Origin of the sequence: Leptospira paudalimensis, from assembly GCF_026151345.1 — a bacterium.
Classification (GTDB): domain Bacteria; phylum Spirochaetota; class Leptospiria; order Leptospirales; family Leptospiraceae; genus Leptospira_A; species Leptospira_A paudalimensis.
Window position 1 is genome coordinate 2,108,743 of record NZ_JAMQPR010000001.1, and the last position, 19,038, is coordinate 2,127,780.

At 39.3% G+C, this 19,038-nt stretch carries 16 protein-coding genes and 1 tRNA gene; 4 read left to right on the plus strand and 13 right to left on the minus strand.

Annotation, left to right across the window (positions count from 1 at the left end):
* Positions 1-21 precede the first annotated feature (21 nt).
* From ND855_RS09860 to rlmN, 4 genes are all read right to left on the minus strand, one after another.
* Positions 22-534: a cytochrome c3 family protein gene (locus tag ND855_RS09860; RefSeq protein WP_100726560.1), complete on the minus strand. Its 513-nt coding sequence runs from the start codon at positions 532-534 to the stop codon at positions 22-24.
* A 335-nt stretch (positions 535-869) separates the two neighbouring features.
* Positions 870-2,576 carry an ArnT family glycosyltransferase gene (locus ND855_RS09865; protein WP_265358196.1) on the minus strand — a complete coding sequence of 569 codons (1,707 nt, stop codon included), beginning with the start codon at positions 2,574-2,576 and terminating at the stop codon, positions 870-872.
* Positions 2,573-2,860 carry a Cys-rich protein gene (locus ND855_RS09870; protein ID WP_108958254.1) on the minus strand — a complete coding sequence of 96 codons (288 nt, stop codon included), beginning with the start codon at positions 2,858-2,860 and terminating at the stop codon, positions 2,573-2,575. The genes ND855_RS09865 and ND855_RS09870 overlap by 4 nt, the downstream gene beginning before the upstream one ends.
* On the minus strand, positions 2,844-3,905 hold the full coding sequence (gene rlmN / locus ND855_RS09875; protein WP_265358197.1) for a 23S rRNA (adenine(2503)-C(2))-methyltransferase RlmN: 1,062 nt from the start codon (positions 3,903-3,905) through the stop codon (positions 2,844-2,846). The genes ND855_RS09870 and rlmN overlap by 17 nt, the downstream gene beginning before the upstream one ends.
* A 213-nt stretch (positions 3,906-4,118) precedes the next feature.
* Here rlmN and ND855_RS09880 point away from each other — a divergent pair, with 213 nt between their 5' ends.
* Positions 4,119-5,438, plus strand: coding sequence for a sterol desaturase family protein (locus tag ND855_RS09880; RefSeq protein ID WP_265358198.1), 1,320 nt, complete (start codon positions 4,119-4,121; stop codon positions 5,436-5,438).
* Here the strand turns inward: ND855_RS09880 and ND855_RS09885 are convergent.
* Positions 5,422-7,416 carry an LTA synthase family protein gene (locus ND855_RS09885; protein ID WP_265358199.1) on the minus strand — a complete coding sequence of 665 codons (1,995 nt, stop codon included), beginning with the start codon at positions 7,414-7,416 and terminating at the stop codon, positions 5,422-5,424. The two genes, ND855_RS09880 and ND855_RS09885, sit on opposite strands and share 17 nt — an antisense overlap.
* Positions 7,417-7,477: 61 nt before the next feature.
* Positions 7,478-8,722 (minus strand): PQQ-dependent sugar dehydrogenase, encoded by a 1,245-nt coding sequence (locus ND855_RS09890; RefSeq protein ID WP_265358200.1) that lies wholly within the window; start codon positions 8,720-8,722, stop codon positions 7,478-7,480.
* A 70-nt stretch (positions 8,723-8,792) separates the two neighbouring features.
* Here ND855_RS09890 and ND855_RS09895 point away from each other — a divergent pair, with 70 nt between their 5' ends.
* On the plus strand, positions 8,793-9,095 hold the full coding sequence (locus ND855_RS09895; RefSeq protein ID WP_135651898.1) for a transmembrane 220 family protein: 303 nt from the start codon (positions 8,793-8,795) through the stop codon (positions 9,093-9,095).
* 16 nt (positions 9,096-9,111) lie between these two features.
* On the opposite strand, the gene sufB is transcribed toward ND855_RS09895, so the two are convergent.
* From sufB to ND855_RS09915, 4 genes are all read right to left on the minus strand, one after another.
* Positions 9,112-10,506 (minus strand): Fe-S cluster assembly protein SufB, encoded by a 1,395-nt coding sequence (gene sufB / locus ND855_RS09900; RefSeq protein WP_265358201.1) that lies wholly within the window; start codon positions 10,504-10,506, stop codon positions 9,112-9,114.
* A gap of 35 nt (positions 10,507-10,541) precedes the next feature.
* Entirely contained in the window at positions 10,542-11,135 is a 594-nt protein-coding gene (locus ND855_RS09905) for a peroxiredoxin (RefSeq protein ID WP_012388348.1), read from the minus strand.
* Between the two features lie 35 nt (positions 11,136-11,170).
* Entirely contained in the window at positions 11,171-12,679 is a 1,509-nt protein-coding gene (locus tag ND855_RS09910; protein ID WP_265359374.1) for an ATP-binding cassette domain-containing protein, read from the minus strand.
* Positions 12,680-12,860: 181 nt separating this feature from the next.
* Positions 12,861-15,374 (minus strand): hypothetical protein, encoded by a 2,514-nt coding sequence (locus tag ND855_RS09915; RefSeq protein ID WP_265358202.1) that lies wholly within the window; start codon positions 15,372-15,374, stop codon positions 12,861-12,863.
* Positions 15,375-15,536: 162 nt separating this feature from the next.
* Here ND855_RS09915 and ND855_RS09920 point away from each other — a divergent pair, with 162 nt between their 5' ends.
* The gene (locus ND855_RS09920) at positions 15,537-15,941 is read left to right on the plus strand and encodes a PaaI family thioesterase (RefSeq protein WP_002973585.1); all 405 of its coding nucleotides are present in this window, start codon (positions 15,537-15,539) and stop codon (positions 15,939-15,941) included.
* A 4-nt stretch (positions 15,942-15,945) separates the two neighbouring features.
* Positions 15,946-16,032 (plus strand) — tRNA-Leu (locus tag ND855_RS09925).
* Between the two features lie 4 nt (positions 16,033-16,036).
* On the opposite strand, the gene ND855_RS09930 is transcribed toward ND855_RS09925, so the two are convergent.
* The 3 genes from ND855_RS09930 to ND855_RS09940 all read right to left on the minus strand — a co-directional run bounded on the left by ND855_RS09930 (position 16,037) and on the right by ND855_RS09940 (position 18,973).
* Positions 16,037-16,813, minus strand: a complete 777-nt coding sequence (locus ND855_RS09930) for a hypothetical protein (RefSeq protein WP_265358203.1) — start codon at positions 16,811-16,813, stop codon at positions 16,037-16,039.
* Between the two features lie 12 nt (positions 16,814-16,825).
* Positions 16,826-18,100 carry an N-acetylmuramoyl-L-alanine amidase gene (locus tag ND855_RS09935; protein WP_265359375.1) on the minus strand — a complete coding sequence of 425 codons (1,275 nt, stop codon included), beginning with the start codon at positions 18,098-18,100 and terminating at the stop codon, positions 16,826-16,828.
* A 126-nt stretch (positions 18,101-18,226) separates the two neighbouring features.
* Positions 18,227-18,973 carry a hypothetical protein gene (locus ND855_RS09940; RefSeq protein WP_265358204.1) on the minus strand — a complete coding sequence of 249 codons (747 nt, stop codon included), beginning with the start codon at positions 18,971-18,973 and terminating at the stop codon, positions 18,227-18,229.
* Between the last annotated feature and the right edge of the window lie 65 nt (positions 18,974-19,038).

Here is a 19,038-nt window from a genome sequence, read left to right on the forward strand (position 1 = left end):
AAATTATTACTTGTCTCCCGATTATCTGTGGCACGTAGAACAATCGTTAGGAGCATTGTTCTCTCTATGGCAATCGACACAAAATCCCATATTGAGGGACTTGGACTGTCTAACCTTTACCATCTCTGCCATGTTGCCATGACATGTGGAACAATCAACGCCGCGTTGCACGTGTCTTGAGTGGTTGAAGTATACGAAGTCTGGTTGGTCATGGACCTTCACCCAGGAAACTGGAGTGTTACTATCGTATTGTGCTTTGAGCCACTTAACATGTTCTTGGTTGCCCGCTACGTTACCTGCTCCATGGCAGTTCATACAAGTGGAACTTGGTGGAACTGTGGCATGGGCCGAGTTTTCAACGCCTGTATGGCAATACTTACAATCGATTTTGTTATCGCCTGCATGTATCTTGTGGTTGAAGGGGATGGGCTGGTCGGGTGAATAGCCCACATAACGGCTAGGTGAAAAAATCAAATATGCTAACGCAGCTATCGCAACGATAGGCACAGAGATCTTGAGTATTTTTATATTCATTCGCAGATTTCCTGAATCCGTTTACACTGTCTTCTGACAAGGAAAGGTAAAATCCGAAAAAAAGCAAGTATGTAAGGGTTTTGGTTGTGAAAAAACATTAAAAGAGACATAATCTGAAATTTTTTCTGAACTTTCTTAGTTGAAACTTAGTCTCAAATAAACTGCAAATTACCGCCAAACAAATGTTATGAAATTTGAAATAGGAAAGTCTGAATGCATTCAGAATGAGGAATCAAAGGGAAATACCGAATGCTTTGGTAGGAAGGGACAAAAAAAAAGGCCCTGATTTTGACATCGAAGGGCCCTAAAAACCAGACTTACACAATTTAGCCTAGTTATACTTTCGAGTTTTTAAATGATTTCCCCTGCATTTTTTTCACCCAAACCAAAGAAATTTTCTTCGTGACCAGGTTTCTTGTCTCTTTTTTGAGAAAAGCGATCGTAGGTGTTGCCACTTTGAAGGATTCTTTTTCCATTACAGGTATGATTTGGTATTCTGAACCCACCATCTCTTGCAATTGTGGTAACTTTTCAGATGGGAGTACAAGGAGTCGTTCCGATTTTTCAGCCCACAACCGATCCAATTTTTCCTTATCATAGATATTTCTAAAATTTCGTTCGGCATAAAACCCATAGGAACGTTTCGAATTGGACATCCAGAAGGTATATAGGACTGGCTCATTTGGTTCTAATTCTTTTATCTTCGCTCCAAATTCCCTGGAAGGTTGGAAACTTGTGAGGAGTGGATAAAATTGTAAACTAATCGCACTAAAAAACAAAGTCGCACCAACAAGGGTCAGTAAGATTTCCAATGGAATGAGTTGTGCAGAAAGTAAAATGAAAAGGATCCCAATGGCTCCGAATACATAATACAAAATCCCAACATCGGATACAAATACAGGGAAGAGAAAATACCCTACCAAATACACAATCCCTGCAATGAGAAACGAGGGACGTAACCTTGTCACATTGGATTGAAACAAACTCTCTTCCATGATTTTCCCGAAGTACAAAGCAGCACCAGGTAATACCCAATAGGTATATTGTGGAAGTGGGTATCTGGAAAACGAGATGAGGAACAAAAAGAGAAACACCCAAAAAGGAATCACAAAATCCACTTCTTTGTATTCATTGGCGCGGATCTTACGTAGGATTTCTTTCCAACCCAATGTTTTGGTATATTGGTAAGAATGAAAAATCAGGTAAATGACCATAGGCAAAAGCCCACTAAAGAAAGCCCATGAAAAGGATTTATAAAAATAAAATGGATCAAACTTCACATCATACATCTCGCGATAAAAACGACCAAAGGATTGGATCCATAAAAAGAAAACGGGCCCGTATGAGTTGAAGTTTTTGAATAAGAAAAAACACCAGAGTGCTGGAAGTGATGCCAATACAAAAATCCCAGTGGGGATTCTCATCGAGAGTAAAAGTTTCCAATCCCTTCGGAATAAGATATCCCCTCCAATCGATATGGCTGGAATGACAACGGAGATGGGACCTTTGGTGATAAATCCCATCGACATCATAAGATACATCAGGTAAAAATAATTGGGATTTTGTTTTTTACCTAAATAATAAAAATGATATGTGAATACAAGATACGCCGTGAGATACACATCGATTTTGGGATCCACCACCATCGCATATACACCAGGTGCGAGGAGATACGCAATGGAAGCGAGGTAACCTTGCCTCTCCTTTCCACCAGAAAGTATGGTGATTCGGTAAATCGAATAAACGGAGAGTAAACTTACAAAAATCGCTGGGATTCGAAAGGCGATGTTACTAATACCAAAGAAAAAAAACGAAGTGGCAATGGTCCAAAACGTAAGGATGGGTTTATCCAAATACCTTCTTCCATTATCAATGAGTGTGAAAAAATCATTCGAAAGGACGAGTTCACGGCTGATCCCCGCATACTGCGCGCTATCGATATCAATCACATCCAGTGGTAAAGTAAACAAGATCGGCAAAGATGCCATCAGTAACAAAATACGATAAAAGATGCGTTCCGAAGGAGAAAGTGATTCTTTCATTCAAACGTTCCTATTTGAACTAAACATTGGCCAAATCCTTTACAGGAATTTGGTTCTTGGTCAAAACACTGGAGGATATCACTATTGTGAGTGGTACATCCGTCCATACATTGGATCCTACCTGTGCGTTTTACATCAGGTGCCAAAGTGAGTTTGAGTTCCTCTTCTGTACATGTGACAAATTTTTCACATGCTAATTGGCATTTTTGTTCCACTATGTCTTGGCAATTAGAACCAAACAAAACCAAACATAAAACCAATATCCATTTACTTTGTTGTTTCACTTCGAATTCCTTTGAGTGCTAACATCCCACAGGCACCATTGATGTCCCTTCCAGGACTACGGCGATTGAGGATGGGAGCTGTCGTTTTAGCTTTGAGATGCATTACAAATTCTTTGACTTCATCATCGGTTGGTCTACGCCATCCCGTAAAATCAGTGTTTAACGGAATTACATTGATCTTACATTTATTCACCGACCTTGCAATTTTTGCCAGCCGTTCCGCATTGTCACGACCCATGTTTACATCTGGTATCATCACATATTCAAACGTGATGGCACGGTCGAGTTCCTTCGTGAAACGTTTTGCTGCATCGATGAGTTTTTCCAAGGGATGTTTATCATTCACATCCATCACAGAAGAACGTGCATTAGGATTAGGATGGTTTAGTGAAATTGCAAAATTAAAAGGTTCTTTGTTCTCAATGAAACGATTGATCCCAGTTGTGACACCAGCAGTTGAGATGGTGATCCTAAGGGCACCAAGTCCAAAGGCATCTTGGTCGCGTAGGATATGGGCAGCTTTCATCACACTGAAATAATTGTGCATGGGCTCCCCCATTCCCATAAACACGATGTTTGTGGCACGGTCACCTACGAGGCGCTCCACTTGCAAGACTTGGTCTAGGATCTGCCAAGTGTGTAAATTACCTTTGTATTCCAAAAGGCCAGTGGCACAAAATTTACAATTGAGGGTACACCCAATTTGGGAAGAAATACAAATGGTTTTACGACCGCCGTCACCTGAAGGGATCCAAACTGCTTCAATCTCTTTGTTTTCGCCTACGTAAAATGTAAACTTACGAGTCCCATCATCTTTGGAAACCAGATCACGGCCAATTTCAATTTCTGGATAGGATGTATGTTGTTTTAACTTTTCCCTAACTTCTTTCGAGAGGGTTGTAAATTGGTCGATCGTCGTATAACGACTCTTATAAATTCCAGTATAAATCTGTGCTGCTCGGTATTTTTCAAGACCTAAGGAAACACAGATCTCTTCTAGTTCTTTTTTGGTTTTCCCTTTGAGAACCGGTATTTCCTCTTTCATTGTGTAGGTCCTTTCACCATTAGCCAATCTTTTCTTTGCCACCTTACGGGACAAGAAATTACACTCTTTCTAAAAGTCTTACTCCAAAAAGCCCTGTAGAACAAGTCTAAATTCACAGAATCGTCACAAAGTCGGTAGATTCTTTCGAAGAAATGGACATTGACTTAGTGGACATGATTCAAAAGCCTAGTCGTTAGTGAGGAAAATACACGCATGAATAGCGATGCCTTTATGGAATACGCCTTTATCGTCATGGTCGCACTGATCGGTATTGAAATTTTTGTTTCGTATATGAAGGGCAAACAGTTTTACCGATTGAATGTTCTTATAGCTGATGTTAGCACAGGTGTGATCTTTGCACTTGTTGGGGTTGTCATCTTACTTGGGGCTTTATATGTTTACGACATCATTGAAAAGAATTACTCTTTATCTGCCCTTGGTTATCATTTTTTCCCACTGGCAAGTCCATTCCAATTTTCACCTAGTTTTGTTGTGAATTGGCATGCACTCGGTGCCTGGACATTTTCTGTTGTTTTGGCTGATTTTATCTATTACTGGTTTCACAGGCATTGCCATGAGATTAATCTTTTCTGGGCAACCCATGTAACCCACCATTCCACACAAGAAATGAACCTTTCGGTTGCTTTCCGCGGAAATGGATTACAACGAATTTTTGAATATATGTATTTTCTTGTGATGGCTCTCCTGGGTATCCCATGGGCTATGTTTTTACTGAGCCACAGAATTCTAAAAGTGTACCAATTTGTGGTTCACACACGTTTCATTGGCAAGTTAGGATTTTTAGAAGAGTTTATGGTAACCCCTTCGAACCACCGTGTCCACCACGGAACACAAAGAAAATATCTGGATCGTAATCACGGTGGAATCTTTATCATTTGGGACCGGATGTTTGGTTCCTTCGAATGGGAAACCGACGAACCGATTTACGGTTTAACAAAACCAGTAAACTCATTTAATCCAATCACAGTCAACTTACACGTGTTTAAGGATATGTTTTTCCAAATCTTTAAATGTAAGTCGATTGGAGATGTGTTTAAAACCATTTTTGGACCTCCAGGTTGGAAACCAACTTACTTACAAACTCCAGATGATGTCTTTAAAGAACCTGCTTATACAGAAAAATATGATCCAAAACCTCCAATGGGTGTGATGGTCTATGTGGCTTTACAAGCGGCAGTTCTTATGGCTGTGGGACTCGTAATTTGGAAAGTAGCAAAAATCAATTTAGAACAAGATATGACCATACTTGGTATTTTATCCGCTGTCATTATCTTTAGTTTGTTTTCGATTGATCGGACGATGGAGATGAAACGTTGGTCAAGAAGGACGGAGGTAGTGCGAAATGTACTTTTTATCTTTGCGTTTGTTCTCACACTACTTTACTCCAACATTCCAAACATAGCGATGTTTGCAATCCCTCTCATTGGCCTTTCGCTTGTATCCTTATTATGGATCATCATCAAACGAAAGACATTCTTTGATTTGAGTAATATTTCTAATACTTGGTATTAGATTTTATTGATTGTAAGACGGATTCCGAAGGGAACAATTTGTTCGACTTTAGGAGTTCGTCTCCCATATTCAAATAGGCTTTTGTTTTCTCCGCATGTTTGCTACAGAGATTTATGTCTTTGTAACAAAGTCCTAAATCCACAAATGGTTCTTTGATGGTTTTTGTTTCCCCTTGTCCACCTGATACCGATTGGTAGTATAAAAAATCATCCTCAATCCAACCGAAGATATTTCCATATGCAAAATAAGCAGAGGACCCTTTTACCTTCCGTAAATCTCGGCCCATCACACTGAAATAAACCTCTCTTTCCATAAAACCAAGGATGGTTGGGATTACATCGAGTTGGGATGTGATGTCTTCCCTTAACTCTGGTTTGATTTTCCCTGGAGCATAAATGAGGAGAGGGACATTTCGATCTTCATAATAATTGAGGAACCGATGGTGGCTATGATCGGATACAAAAAAGAAAATTGTATCTTTAAAATAAGGAGCTTTTTTTGCCTTCTCCATGTATTCAGCAAGTGCAAAGTCAGCGTAATGCAGAACATTTAAGTATTCGCTGTCTTGTGTGTCTTTTCCAAACAATCTGTATTTTTCATCTGGGACTTTGTATGGGTAATGAGTTGTACCTGTATGGATTACGGAAACGATAGGTTTTTCTGGACTCACATTTAACAGACGTTTGTGCATTGCTTCTAGTGATGCTTCGTCTAAATAACTCCAAGGCCCTGTTTTGTATTCTGGATTTTTTTCTAACTCTTGTTTTCCAACCAGTGTATCAAATCCCCAATGGTACATGATACTACCCTTGTTATTAAAGCTTAAATCAGTTCCTGTTACAAAAAGAGTTTGGTACCCAATGGTTTTGGCAATGTTCCCTAGGCCTGAAAACCTGTTTAGGATTTGTGGAGTTCTCACGGCAGTGAGACCTGGCCTGTCGGGGATTCCTCCCATCAGTGCCATGAGTCCATTTGTCGTTCGTCCTCCGCTTGCAAAAAAATGCGTAAAGAACATCCCTTGGCGGATGAGTTGGTTGAAATACGGAGTGACTACTTTTCCTTCTACCTTTCCTGATCCAATGATATCAATGAACTTTCCAGTCCAACCTTCGAGAACAATGACAACAATATGAGGCAAAGGTTTTTTAGAAGTGAAGTTTGTTTTACGAAGGAGTGGATACTCTTCTGAAACAAACTCAGCTCCTGGATACGAAACTTCTTTTCTCACAATGGTAGTTGCATCCGATAATTTCATCGCATGCCGATCGTCAACCTTAGTCATTTTGAGATCTGTGATGACTGTAAATCCTGGGTTTAAAACCAAATCATTCGTAATTGTTTCTTTAGTGATGATGGCATCACTTGTCCGAAGTGGACTTGTTTGGATTCCTCCTCGAATGCCAAGAACAAGTAAAGCTAACACAAGTAGGAATTGAAGACCAGCCCATTTGTAATGGATGTTCACATGTGAGTAAGGAAATTTGGATTGGATTTTATAAATCCCAAATCCAATTCCAAAAATGATGAGTAATCCCAGTAAAAACAAAAATGGATTTTGGGAAAAAGCAGAGCCCACAAGTGGTAACATCTCGAAACCTAAATAAGCAAAAGCTTCATACCCCAAATGTTTGTTCCCATTCTCATAATATATCAAATCGGCGATCAGTAAAAAGAGAAGTAAGATAATAAAAACAACAGGTATTGTCCGCCAAACTGCTCGATACCAACGATTCCGATTTAGAAAATGAAATGTGGAATAAACAAGACTAAATCCAAGTAACACACATAATACGGAAATGTCAAAACGTGCACCTTTTGCAAATGCCTTCAGAATGATCCAAAATGATTTATCATTCATCCGATAGGAATACATCAGAAAAAAAGCGACGCGGTAAATAGTTAAAAATACAATTCCGAGTCCAGCAAGTAACAGGTGGAAACGGATATAAAAAGGGACATGGGTTAAGAATTTTTTCATAGAGGAATCAACTTATAAAATTTAAACAATCAAATGGACTTTTTGTGCCATTCAGAAAGGGTTATGGTTTTCCCAATTTGTAAATGATACCAGATTGGTAATCAGCCACAAAAATTTCGCCATCGCTGTCTTTGCCAAAGGTTGGGATGAGTAGGTTCCACTTTCCAAGTGCGATGGTTTCTGTAATTTTTTGGTTGGTTCCAGGTTTAGGCACATCAATAGCCCAAATTTTTCCTTGGATAAAATCACCAAAAACATATTTTCCTTTTAACTCAGGGATAGAAGAACCTGTATACACATACCCACCAGTAATGGATTGTCCTTCTTCACGGCCATATTCATAAAATGGAGGTTGGTACAAAGAAGGATTACATCCATCTGTAAAACAATGGAAACCTTCTGTTTGGTTCCATCCATAATTTTTTCCCGCAAGGATGATATCCACTTCTTCAAAGGCATCTTGTCCTACATCAGCGGCAATCAAACGACCGTCAGGTGAAAAACTCATCTTCCAAGGGTTACGAATCCCATAGGCAAAAATTTCAGGTAAGTAACCAGGTTTTCCAAGGAAAGGATTGTCTTTTGGAATGGAATATGGTTTTTTCCCTTCTACATCTGGCGCAGGAGAAATGCGTAAGATAGAACCAAGTAATGTGTTTGGATTTTGTCCGTTGTTTTTTGGATCGGCCCTCCATCCTCCATCACCAAGACCGATGTACAAATACCCATCAGGACCAAAGCCGATTTGGCCTCCATTATGGTTTGGATATGGTTGTTCGACTTGCAATAACACACGTTCGTTTTTTAGAACCATGGATTCATATGAATTGGGATTTTCCACTATCCATTCGGCAATTACAGTCATATCTTTACCTGCAGAAGAGATAACCGTATGGGAATACAACTTTGGTTCTTTCGGATAATTGGGGTGGAATGTTAAACCAAGTAGACCTTCTTCACTATCAGTGATGACAGCAAATTTATGTAACACTCGTTTGTTTTTTTTATCTCTGTCAAAAAGAATGAGGTCCCCTGCTTTTTCCAAAATAAACATAAACGGACTTTCTGAAGGTGGAAACTGAATGTCGGTTGGTTCTTTGACCTTTACCACTTCCGTTAGTGAAATCGTTAGTTGTTTGCGGAGAGCATCAGGTCCAATAAAGATTGGTTTGGATCCTAAAACTTTGCCGTCTGTTTCATATTTCTTATTGAATGTTTTTAATATCTTTCTGCCTAAATCATCACATGCAAGAGAAGATAGGGATACGGTAAAAAAGGACAAGGTTAATAAGATTTGGATTTTCATACTAGGGTTTCTCCTTTTAGGATAATTCGCTTGGATTTGTATCCGCAATCAAAAAACTTTGGAAACTGTGATGAAACTATTTTCCCTCATTTGTATTCCCATATTCTTTTTATTTGCTTATTTGCAATTGAACGATCCAGATCCGTATTTATGGTTTCCGCTCTATGCAATCGTAGGAATCCTTGCTACTGTTCGTTTTTTCCGTCGATTGCCAAGATGGGTGGGAATTGTTCTCATTCCCTTGTATTTGGTTCTATCAGTATTTTATATGACCGAAGCACCTTATTTTGGAATGGAAGTGGAAGAAGTGAGAGAAAGCCTTGGCCTACTCATCGCAAGTGTAAGCCTCTGGGTTCTGGTATTGAAACGATAAACCTTGTTTTGGTTTTTTAAGTTTCGGAGATGACTTTTCCGTCTTCCAGGATCATTCGAATGAGTTTTGTCATCTCAACCGAATATTCTACATCTAAGTGTTTGGTGACCCCTTCACAAAAGCCATTGATGATGAGTAGTTTTGCATCGTCTTCTGACATACCTCGAGACTGAAGGTAAAACAATTGGTCATCATCAATTTTGGAAACAGTCGCTTCGTAGTTGAGAGTTCCCTCTTCCCCTGACACATCGTTGTATGGATAAGCATGAGACTGGGAACGGTTGTCCATCATAAGACCATCACATTTGATGTGGCTGTACGATCCTTTACTGGATGGTTCAAATTTAACTAGACCTCGGTAAGAATTGATCCCTCCGTCAAGGGCAACCCCTTTTGCTAAAATATTGGACCTTGTGTTTTTTCCCACATGGATGATCCGGGCTCCCGTGTCTTGCACTTGGCCATTCCCAGCAAATGCGAGTGAAAGTACATCTCCCGTGGAATGATCCCCTTGTAAGATGATCCCTGGGTATTTGATGGTATTGGCGCCAATATTACAATCAGTCCATGTGATGTGAGCTGCCTCTTCGCATAACCCACGTTTCACTGTCCAATTATACATATTCTTTTTCCAGTTTTGGATGGTGGTATAGAAGATTTTAGAATTCTTTTTAGCAACCAGTTCCACAACAGCTGTGTGGAAATTCGTACCCTTATCTTGGACAGAAGTACAACCTTCACTGTATTCCAAATGGGCACCTTCATCTGCAATGAGAAGAGTGCGTTCGTATTGTCCAGAACTAGCAGCTGTTACTTTGAAATATGCCTGAAGCGGCATAGGAGTTTTCACTCCTTTCGGAATGTAAGCAAATGACCCACCACTAAAAACACAAGAGTTGAGGGCTGAGAATTTATTATCACCAATGGTAACAACAGTTCCCAAATACTCGCGAACGAGTTCTGGGTATTCGCGGATGGCAGTATCAATGTCACAAAAAATAATTCCCAAATCAGTGAGTTCCTTTTTGACATTGGCATAAATGGTTTCGGAATCGTTCATTGTCTCGATTCCTGCTAAGTATTTCCGTTCGTGTTCAGGGATTCCTAGTTTTTCAAAACTACGGAGAATTTCCGGATCCACTTCATCCCATGATTTTTTCTTTTTCTGGTTGGAACCTACATAATGTACATAATCATCAATGTTGATTTGGAACTGAGGGATAAAACCCCAGGTTGGCATTGGTTTTTGTTCATACACCTCAAAGGCTCTCAGACGAAATTCGACAAGCCATGTCGGTTCCTTTTTGATATGGGAGATGGACTCTACAACCTTTCGTGTCAAACCCTTCGGAAAATTATCAGCTTGGTAAAATTCGACATTCGGTTTTTCTATGTTTGTTGTAGATTCCATTGGTTCTCCCATTTTCTCATTTAGAGAAATTGCAATTAATTGACAGAAGCGAAGTAAGCTTTTGATCCAGTAGGATCCGCTTTCATCGTTTTTTTCCCTTCATCCCAGTTTGCAGGACAAACTTCACCGTGTTTTTCCACAAATTGGAACGCTTTGATGAGTCTGAGTGCTTCTTCAATGTTACGTCCTACTGGAAGGTCGTTAACAGTTGCTTGGCGGATGATACCTTGTGGGTCGATGATGAAAGTTCCGCGAAGCGCAACTCCTGCATCAGGACCTGACTCAATGAGAACACCAAAAGACTTTGCGATTTCTTTTGTTTTGTCTGCAATGAGTGGGTATTTAATCTCTCCGATACCACCTTCTTTTTTAGGCGTTTTTTTCCAAGCTAAGTGTGAAAATTCGCTATCAACAGATACTCCCAAAACCTCAGCTCCGATCTTTTTAAAATCTTCGAGTTTTGCATCGTATTCAATAATTTCTGTCGGACATACAAATGTAAAATCGAGTGGATAGAAAAACAGTACCACCCATTTTCCTTTGTAATCTGACAATTTGATTTCTTTAAAACTGTCCCCGATGACAGCGGTTGCTTTAAAATCTGGGGCATGTGATGTCACTTGTGGCATAAAGTCACTCCTTAGAATTATTCTAAGTACAATGATTAGATTCTGTCTAGATGTTTTTGAACAAGCGACAAGTTTTCCAAACACCATTCTTCCTTGGCCAATGTTTCTACAAATCTCCGGTCGTGACTGACCACCACAAGGGCAGAACCAAGTTTGGCCAGAGAAGTTTCTAAAGCTTCCAAAGATTTGAGATCTAAATGGTTAGTGGGTTCGTCTAATAAAAGTACCTCTGGACTTTTTTCCAGATGCAGTGCGAGGTAAAGTTTTTTCCCTTCTCCTGGACTGAGAGATTCTGATTCAGAAAACCGTTTGGGATCACTCCCTAGTCGGTGAATTCCCGAAAGCACTTTGGCCTTTTTCTCATCCGGCAAATTTTGAAATTCCCAAAGTAAAATGTTTAATTCGTTTTTTGAAAATTCCTGAGGCAGATACAAATAAGAAATTCCTTTCTCTTGGAAAGTTTTCACTAAATATCTGAGAAGTGTGGACTTACCTGCACCATTGGAGCCTGTGATGGCAATTTTTGAATCAGGAAGGATTACCAAATGGGAGGCAAGTGACAAAGACAGAATATCCATAGAGAGCGATTCACCATCAAACATAAATAAGGTGCTTCGTTTGGAAGGAACACTATTCCACAGAATTCCTAAATTTTCTTTTTCTGGAAGTTTGTCCCAAATTTGTCTTTCTTTTAGTTTGGAATGTTCAGTTCTTCTTTCGATTTGGTTTTTCAATCGGCCTGCTTGGCCATCTTTACCAGTCACTCGGGCTAAGTTCTTTTTTTGCCTGCCGTCATGGTCATGAAGATCAAGTCCCTTCTTGGATCTATGTTTATGAGAGAGACTTGCTTCCTCCCTTCTTCGTTTCAGTTCGGCATCCAGTTTTTTACGTTCCGTTTTTGCAATTTCCCAATTGTGAATCCTTTCTTCTGCTTCTCTTTCTATTTCTTTTTTGCCTTCGGAATAATTTCCTGGCCGCTGGGAAAAGAAATTTTTTTCTAAAAATACACAAGAGGTAACAATCTCATCTAACAAAGACCTGTCGTGGCTGATGAGGATTCCAATCCCTTGGTAATACAAAATGGCATTTCGAATGATTTGCTCAGTTTTGGAATCCAGATGATTTGTGGGTTCATCTAAAATCAATACATCCGAATTTTTTGACAAAGCCATTGCCAAAAGAATCCTTCGTTTTTCACCAAAACTGAGAAACTCATAGTCCTCTACCGATTGCATTTTGATTTCGAGTAAACTCTTCCAAAATCCGGACTCTTTGGAATCATCGTAAAGAAAATCAGTTAGTTCCTTCTCTGAAACTTCTGTTCCTTGCGAGATAGAACAAACAAATTCGTTTCCCAAAACGAACCCTTTGTCGGGAAGGATTTCTTTAGCAATGATTTTAGCTAAAGTGGATTTTCCACTTCCGTTTTTTCCGACAATCCCTGTCCAACCTTTCGAAAAATGAAGGTTTAGGTTTTGGAATAGTGGTTCAGACTGTGATTCGTATTGGTATGATACATTTTGAATGGTGATATGATGGGACATACGACAAGCTCCTGTTTTTCCAAATAGGGAATAGGTAAGCATGTCTCGTCCTAAAGAGATTAGGAGAAGTGTGGATTTAGTATTTTATTTTGCTTACCTATTTGATTTAAGCCGCAATCTCATGGGAGTATACCTCTACTACGTTTGTTAGACTGATAAAATATAATAAAGTTGTCAATAGTTATTTCCCTTTGGCCATTAAGAATTTTTCCATAAACTCAGTGATGTCCCGAATGTTACGGTTAATCATCTTACGAAGTTCGGGAGGAATATTTTGTGATTTGATGACTCGGTAATAGTTCAAAGCATTTTTTAACATCTTACGACGAGCAAACTCTTGAGCCTTCATTAACATTGGTTTGTATTTATAATAGGAGTATTCCATAATCGAATAATTCTTCGACAAACGGAATGCATGTGGGATCTTTCCAAAGTCATAAGTCAGCGTTAAAAAAGGTGCATCATCTGCTTCGGGAGGTTTTAGTTCCAAAACCCCGTGGATGATTTTTTCTGGTTCCTCTTCTGTGGCTTTTTCAGCCATTTCATCCAGAGGGATGGGGGATTCTTCCTCTGCGATCTCTCCCAAATCCCCGTCGACAATTTCAATGTCAGGGCCGTCTACATCATCAAAAAACGGACCTTCTGTTTCCCCTTCCTCTTCTTTTCGTTTGCGATCCCGAAATACTTCGTCTGCATCTGGTAAACCAATCTTGATATCGTCTGCAACGAGTGGCCTATTGGTAAGCTCCACCTGAATTGGCATATCTGTTTCAATGATGGTTTCCGACTTATGTTTGTTAGGATCAACTGCTTCTGGGAGATCCACCTTCGAAGAAATTAATTCATCAGTTTGTGGGTCAACGGGATCTGGGAGTTCGAGCTCTTTACGTAAAGAATCTGTAGTATCTTGGAACCAATTCGGTTCTTCTTCTGATGACTTTCGTTCGTCTGGATGAAGCAGTGGTTCTTTTTCATCCCGACGGAGGTCATTGGGATCTGGTAATCCAATGGGTTCTAAGTCCCAAGATTCTGGTAATTTTAAATTGGGTTGTTCCGGAAAATAGGGTTTCAGTAAATCATTGAGGGAAGCCTCTTCCCCTCTTTGTTCTAACTCTTTTGCTTTTGTTTCTAATTTTTGAAGAGCTTGGTTTTTTAAAAACTCTTCTCGTTCTTTAAACCGGTCTCTTTGCCTACGATCAACACCTGATCGTCTATCCTTTCTTCCCGCTAAATTAGATCTTCGGTCTGGACTTTTCCTTCGTTCCTCTCCTGACCTTCTGTCCACGAGAGGTAAGTCTTTAAACTGTTTCCAATCATTGGAAAAAAATGTATCTTCTGGTAAATCCAGTTCGGACACATCTTTTTTAGAAATTTGTTCCGCTAATTCTTGTAAGTCGAACGGTTTTCGTTCTTCTTCTGGTTTTTGTTTACTCTCTGGGGGAACAAAAAATGGACCAACAATTCCCGAACCTGCTGGTGCCATAGGAATACCAGATGGAGAAGATGTTAATCCCCCAGCGGTCAAACCTTGGTTTAGTGATTGTAATAATTGGTCTTGGTTTTGTAAAAGTTTTGGATCAATGACACCAGGAGATTGTGGACTTGATTGTAAAAACTGATACACAATGGGATGAACCAATTGGTTTCCACCTTCAACTGTTTGGTTGATTTGTGGACCACTTGGAGGTTGCGGATCACTTTTTCCTTTTGGGAGTGGAGGTGGAGGAAATTCTCCCAAATTTTGTGGAGGTTGAGAAACATTTGGTTCTCTTTGCAAATTAGGGAAGTTAGGTGGAGGTGCATTTTGTGCAAATTGAATGGCACGAGCAATTGATTCGGCAAATAATTCGGATACTTCCTTTAAAGCATGGACCAAATCACTTAAATCTTTGTCTGATTTCTCTAAATTCCCTGGTGGTTTTGGCTTGGTTTTTTTCGCAGAATCCTTGTCTTGGGGTTTTCCATCTTTACCAGTTTCACCAGATCCTTTTTCAGGATTGTCTTCTAAAAACTCTTCTAAATCCTGAATGTTTTTTTTGATTTTTTCTTTGATGTCAGCATCAGGGATACGATTGCCAGTCCTCTCAAAGATCTCAATTGCTTCCTCAACTTGTTCCGCTTCGACAAGTGCTTCCGCATTTAGAAGAGGCCTTCGATGGAAACTATATTTCGAATTTTTAGAGATGATATCATCTGCTGAGAAACTAATCTCAGGACTCTCTCGTCTAGGCCTAGACGGTGAATCATCAACTTCAGGATTTTCTTCCCCAAAGTCACCTAACGGAAGATCACTTAGTGATTTAGGTGGTTTTTGTTTTTCTCGTTTCCGTCTTGGTGATTTTTGATTTTCATCACCACCTAAACTTGGTTCGTCGAAATCATCTTCAAAGTTTGGTAGGTCTGATAGTTTTTCGGATAATGATTTTGCTTTCGAGTTTGGATTTTTGGTATCTGTTTGGAAACCAAGTTCCTCACCCCTATTTTGTTTGTTCCCTTTCTCTCGGGAAGACCGCCCGCCACCTTTTTTGGGAGCTTCTGGCTCATCAGTTTCATCACCTTGCTTCTGTTTGAGTCTACGTTTTTGCCTAGGACTCAGTGACGCACCGGACTCACCACTCCCTTCACGACGAGAGATCTCATCGAGATCGGCGCCAGCACCAGAGAGACCGAGTAACATCATAAGGGTTGTTAACATATAAGGGTTCTACTCTTTATTTTCGAGGTTTAGAGAGCCGTAACTTAAGAAAATAGCAAAGAATATTGCATTTCCAAGTATTTTACGAGGCTTTTTAAGCCAAACTGACCGCAAGTTCTTTTTCTGCTTGACACAAGAGAATTTCTTGCGTTCCATGGTGGCATGAAATCCGTTGCGAAAAAAAATCTCAGCTTTGCCTCCTCTCCGGACAATGCAGACGGGTTGCAGTTAAAAATCACATTCGATGAAGACACAAAAACTGCCTTCGGTGATTACACCTGCCCCGAAAAATACCAGGGTTTACCAGATCAAATCCATCCAGGGATTATCTCAACCATCCTTGATGAGATCATGGTCAAGATCAATGAAGCGATGAATTTCGAAACCACAACAGGGGAACTTACCATTCGTTTCCTACAACCTGCAAAGGTGAATGAACCTCTTCACTTACGTGGATGGTTTGTGAAAAAGAACAAAAAAATCATCGAAAACCGTGCTGAAATTGAAAATGAGATCGGCAAAATAGTGGCCCGCGGAAAAGGTAAATATATCGAAGCTGAAGACTGATTATGCCGATGTGGTGGAATTGGTAGACGCAGTGGATTCAAAATCCACCGATGGTAACATCATGCCGGTTCGATTCCGGCCATCGGTACCAAAAGTTATTTAGTTCGAAATCTCGCACAAGCTTTTTGATAAAATTCGTTTTCGATTTTATCAATCGCTTGTAAAACGAGAACCATCTCTTGTTTCTCTAACAAATCAAAAATTTTCTGTCCTTCCTTTAGAATCGAAACTCCAAGTGAAATTCCATTTTTATCATTCTCCGAATAAAGGGAATGTTTTGATTCCATCTTCAGAAGGATATCTTCCATAATCAAAACGATCTTTCGCACGAGTTCTTTATCAGAAAAAATCGAAAATAGAGCACAAACATCTTTTCGAAATGCATCTGCTTTCTCTTTTTCCACATAGGAAATGAGTTTCTCCATGGCAAGGTGGGATTCTAAAAATGTTTTCGGATTCTCTTGTGCATCTAGTGCCAACACCAATTCTTCTTCAAAACTATGTGCTGTCACATAGGAATGCAGTGCAGACATCCCAGCTTTTAATGCCATGGGAAAATGTTTTCCAAACCGAAAGATCGACATAGCTAAGTTGCCGAGTATCCCCCATATTTTAGATGGATGGTTTACAAATCCAGATAACGCGTCAAAGGCGGCATCTAACTTTTTTCTCTTTTCATAAGATGGATACAAATACTCCAAAAAAAACGTTAGGAGTTCGTGAATTGTTTTTTCGGATATAGAATGGAATTCTTGATAATTTTGTAAGTTTTCTTTTGAATAACGAGACACCAATGAATTTTGGTAGAGTTGGATAAACTCAGGGAATAAGGGATGGTGTAATACTTTAGAAGTTTCTTTTTTTGGCTTCATATACAGTTACAATTATAATACGTCTTCAAAATAGGATTCATATCGTTCCCAATTTACTTTTTTTCCTTTGGGATTATAAGGTAGGTTTGAATTTTTTTTCACATCAAGACCAACAAACAAAGAATAGATGCCGACTGCAAGCGAGATGGCAGTTTCCTTTTTGTTTTGTGTTAAGTATTTGATATCACGGTTACGGTTCACATACCCGATTTCAATAAAAGCACAAAGGGCATTTGTATAAGTTGGCAAACTATATGTAGAAATATATGGTTTTTGGATGGGACCAAGTTCTGGATAAGGAGAATCTTTTTCTTTTAACTGAATGGGAAGCCCGTATTGGACAAACCTCATCAGTTCTCTTGTCACATAATGGTTGTCACCTCCAAATCCCTCTTTTCCACCTTCCCTCCTCCACTCTTCCTTTTTTCCCATTTCGCGTTCCCAGAAGCGTCCGGATTCTAAAAACTCTTCATGTGTTTTGGCATAAGGACCTTTTTTCCCAATATTTTTTTCCCAATTGGGATCATCAGCATACTTCCAACTAATCATGTTTTGGCGGTAACCTTCAAACTTAGAAAGGTCTGTTTCTTTTCCATTTTTTTTGGACCAATACCCATGTAGGTAAATCCAAGTATCGGCTGTGGCATTTTCCAATTTACTCCATCCCGATTGGAAAATAAGCCAATCAGACCATGGTCCTTTCAAAAAGGAATTCGGGGATTTTTGTTTTTCAGATATTTTTTTTAGATTAGAAAAGGTTTTGTACCCAGGAGTGAGGACTGCTGCCATTCCTCCTTTTTGGCCTTTGCTGGCTGGGTTTAAGTGGAGGGATAAAACCAAATGTGGTTTTAGTTCATTGATTTTAGACAACCTACCTTTTTTCCTGATTCCTGATTTGGGATCGGGAAAATCATAAAGCCGGTAGGGTGCATTTGGATCATCAGAAGAGGCATCATCGTCAAACGAGGATTCTCTTGTTAGGTGGCTTATGAGTTTCACGCGGGTGAATTCATTTTTTTTGGAAAATAGTTTGAGATAACCTTCGAATTCTTTCCAACCGACTTCGGTTTCAGTTAATTTTAAAACCTTATGAACTTCTTTTGCTAAATCGAGGACAACTTTTCTTTCCGTAATACTTCCATGTTCTGTGCCTTGTTTGTAAGTTTCTAAAAATGTTTGAGTGACACTGTCATATTTATCTCCATGTTGAGCTTTTGGATCTTTTGCAACACCACCGTGTCCTGGATCAATCACGATCCGAAAACTTGGTTCCGAAAATAAGGAAATAGTAAAAAAGAAACAACAAACTGGGAAAAATCGAAGTAAATGCGAAAGGTAGTGTAGATAAGATTGAGACACGCTTGTGCCATTCTCCGCCCTATAGCGAGCGGAGAAAAGAAAAGTTTGAAGTGATTATTTTGTGTTTTGGCTTACGATTTGATTTTTGTTATCAACAAGATCCTTTGCATATTTATCGGTGATCACTTTTTTATCAGCTTCTTGTTCTTTAAAATCAGTTAAGATTTTGATTCCATAGTCTTTTGCGATTCGGTAATGTACGATAGCGTCGTAGTAACGGTCATCCCTAATCATATCTGTCGCTAATCCAAGTTGTCCATATGCAATTCTTAGTTTTTGTTGTGCTTCCGCAATTTCACGGTAAGGTACAACTGGTTTTACACCTTCTGTCGAAGTATCAACCAACTGTGCTTGTTCTTGTCCTGTGATTGTATCCGCACACTCAGCAAGTAAGTTTTGAGTTTTGGTATCGTAACTTTTCACAAATTTACCAAGTAGAGTATTGATGTCTTTTTCAAGAATTACCATTGCTTTCCCAGATGCAATATATGCTCTTCGGTAGTAATAACGTAATACAATTTGGTAGTCTTTTTTGATTTTATCTAATGCTGTTTTGGAATCCGGAACTTCGTCTCCAAAGTTTGCCGTAACAATTGTTAAGAGTTTAATCGAATTGATGACTCTGTCTTTATTGTTTTCCGAAATATTTTTATATTGTTTTCGTTCTAAATTGGTTCCTTGGTCCAATTTGTCTAATTCTTCAAAGGATTCCTTTCCTTTTTCAGGTGCACCTGATTCCTGTGCCGTTACCGAAAGACTCAAACAAACCATAGACAGAATCAAAAAACTTTTTTTTAACACGAAACGTTTCTCCTTAAACCAAGGAGCAGAATACACAAAAAGTTCTAGGTTTGACTACTATTTTT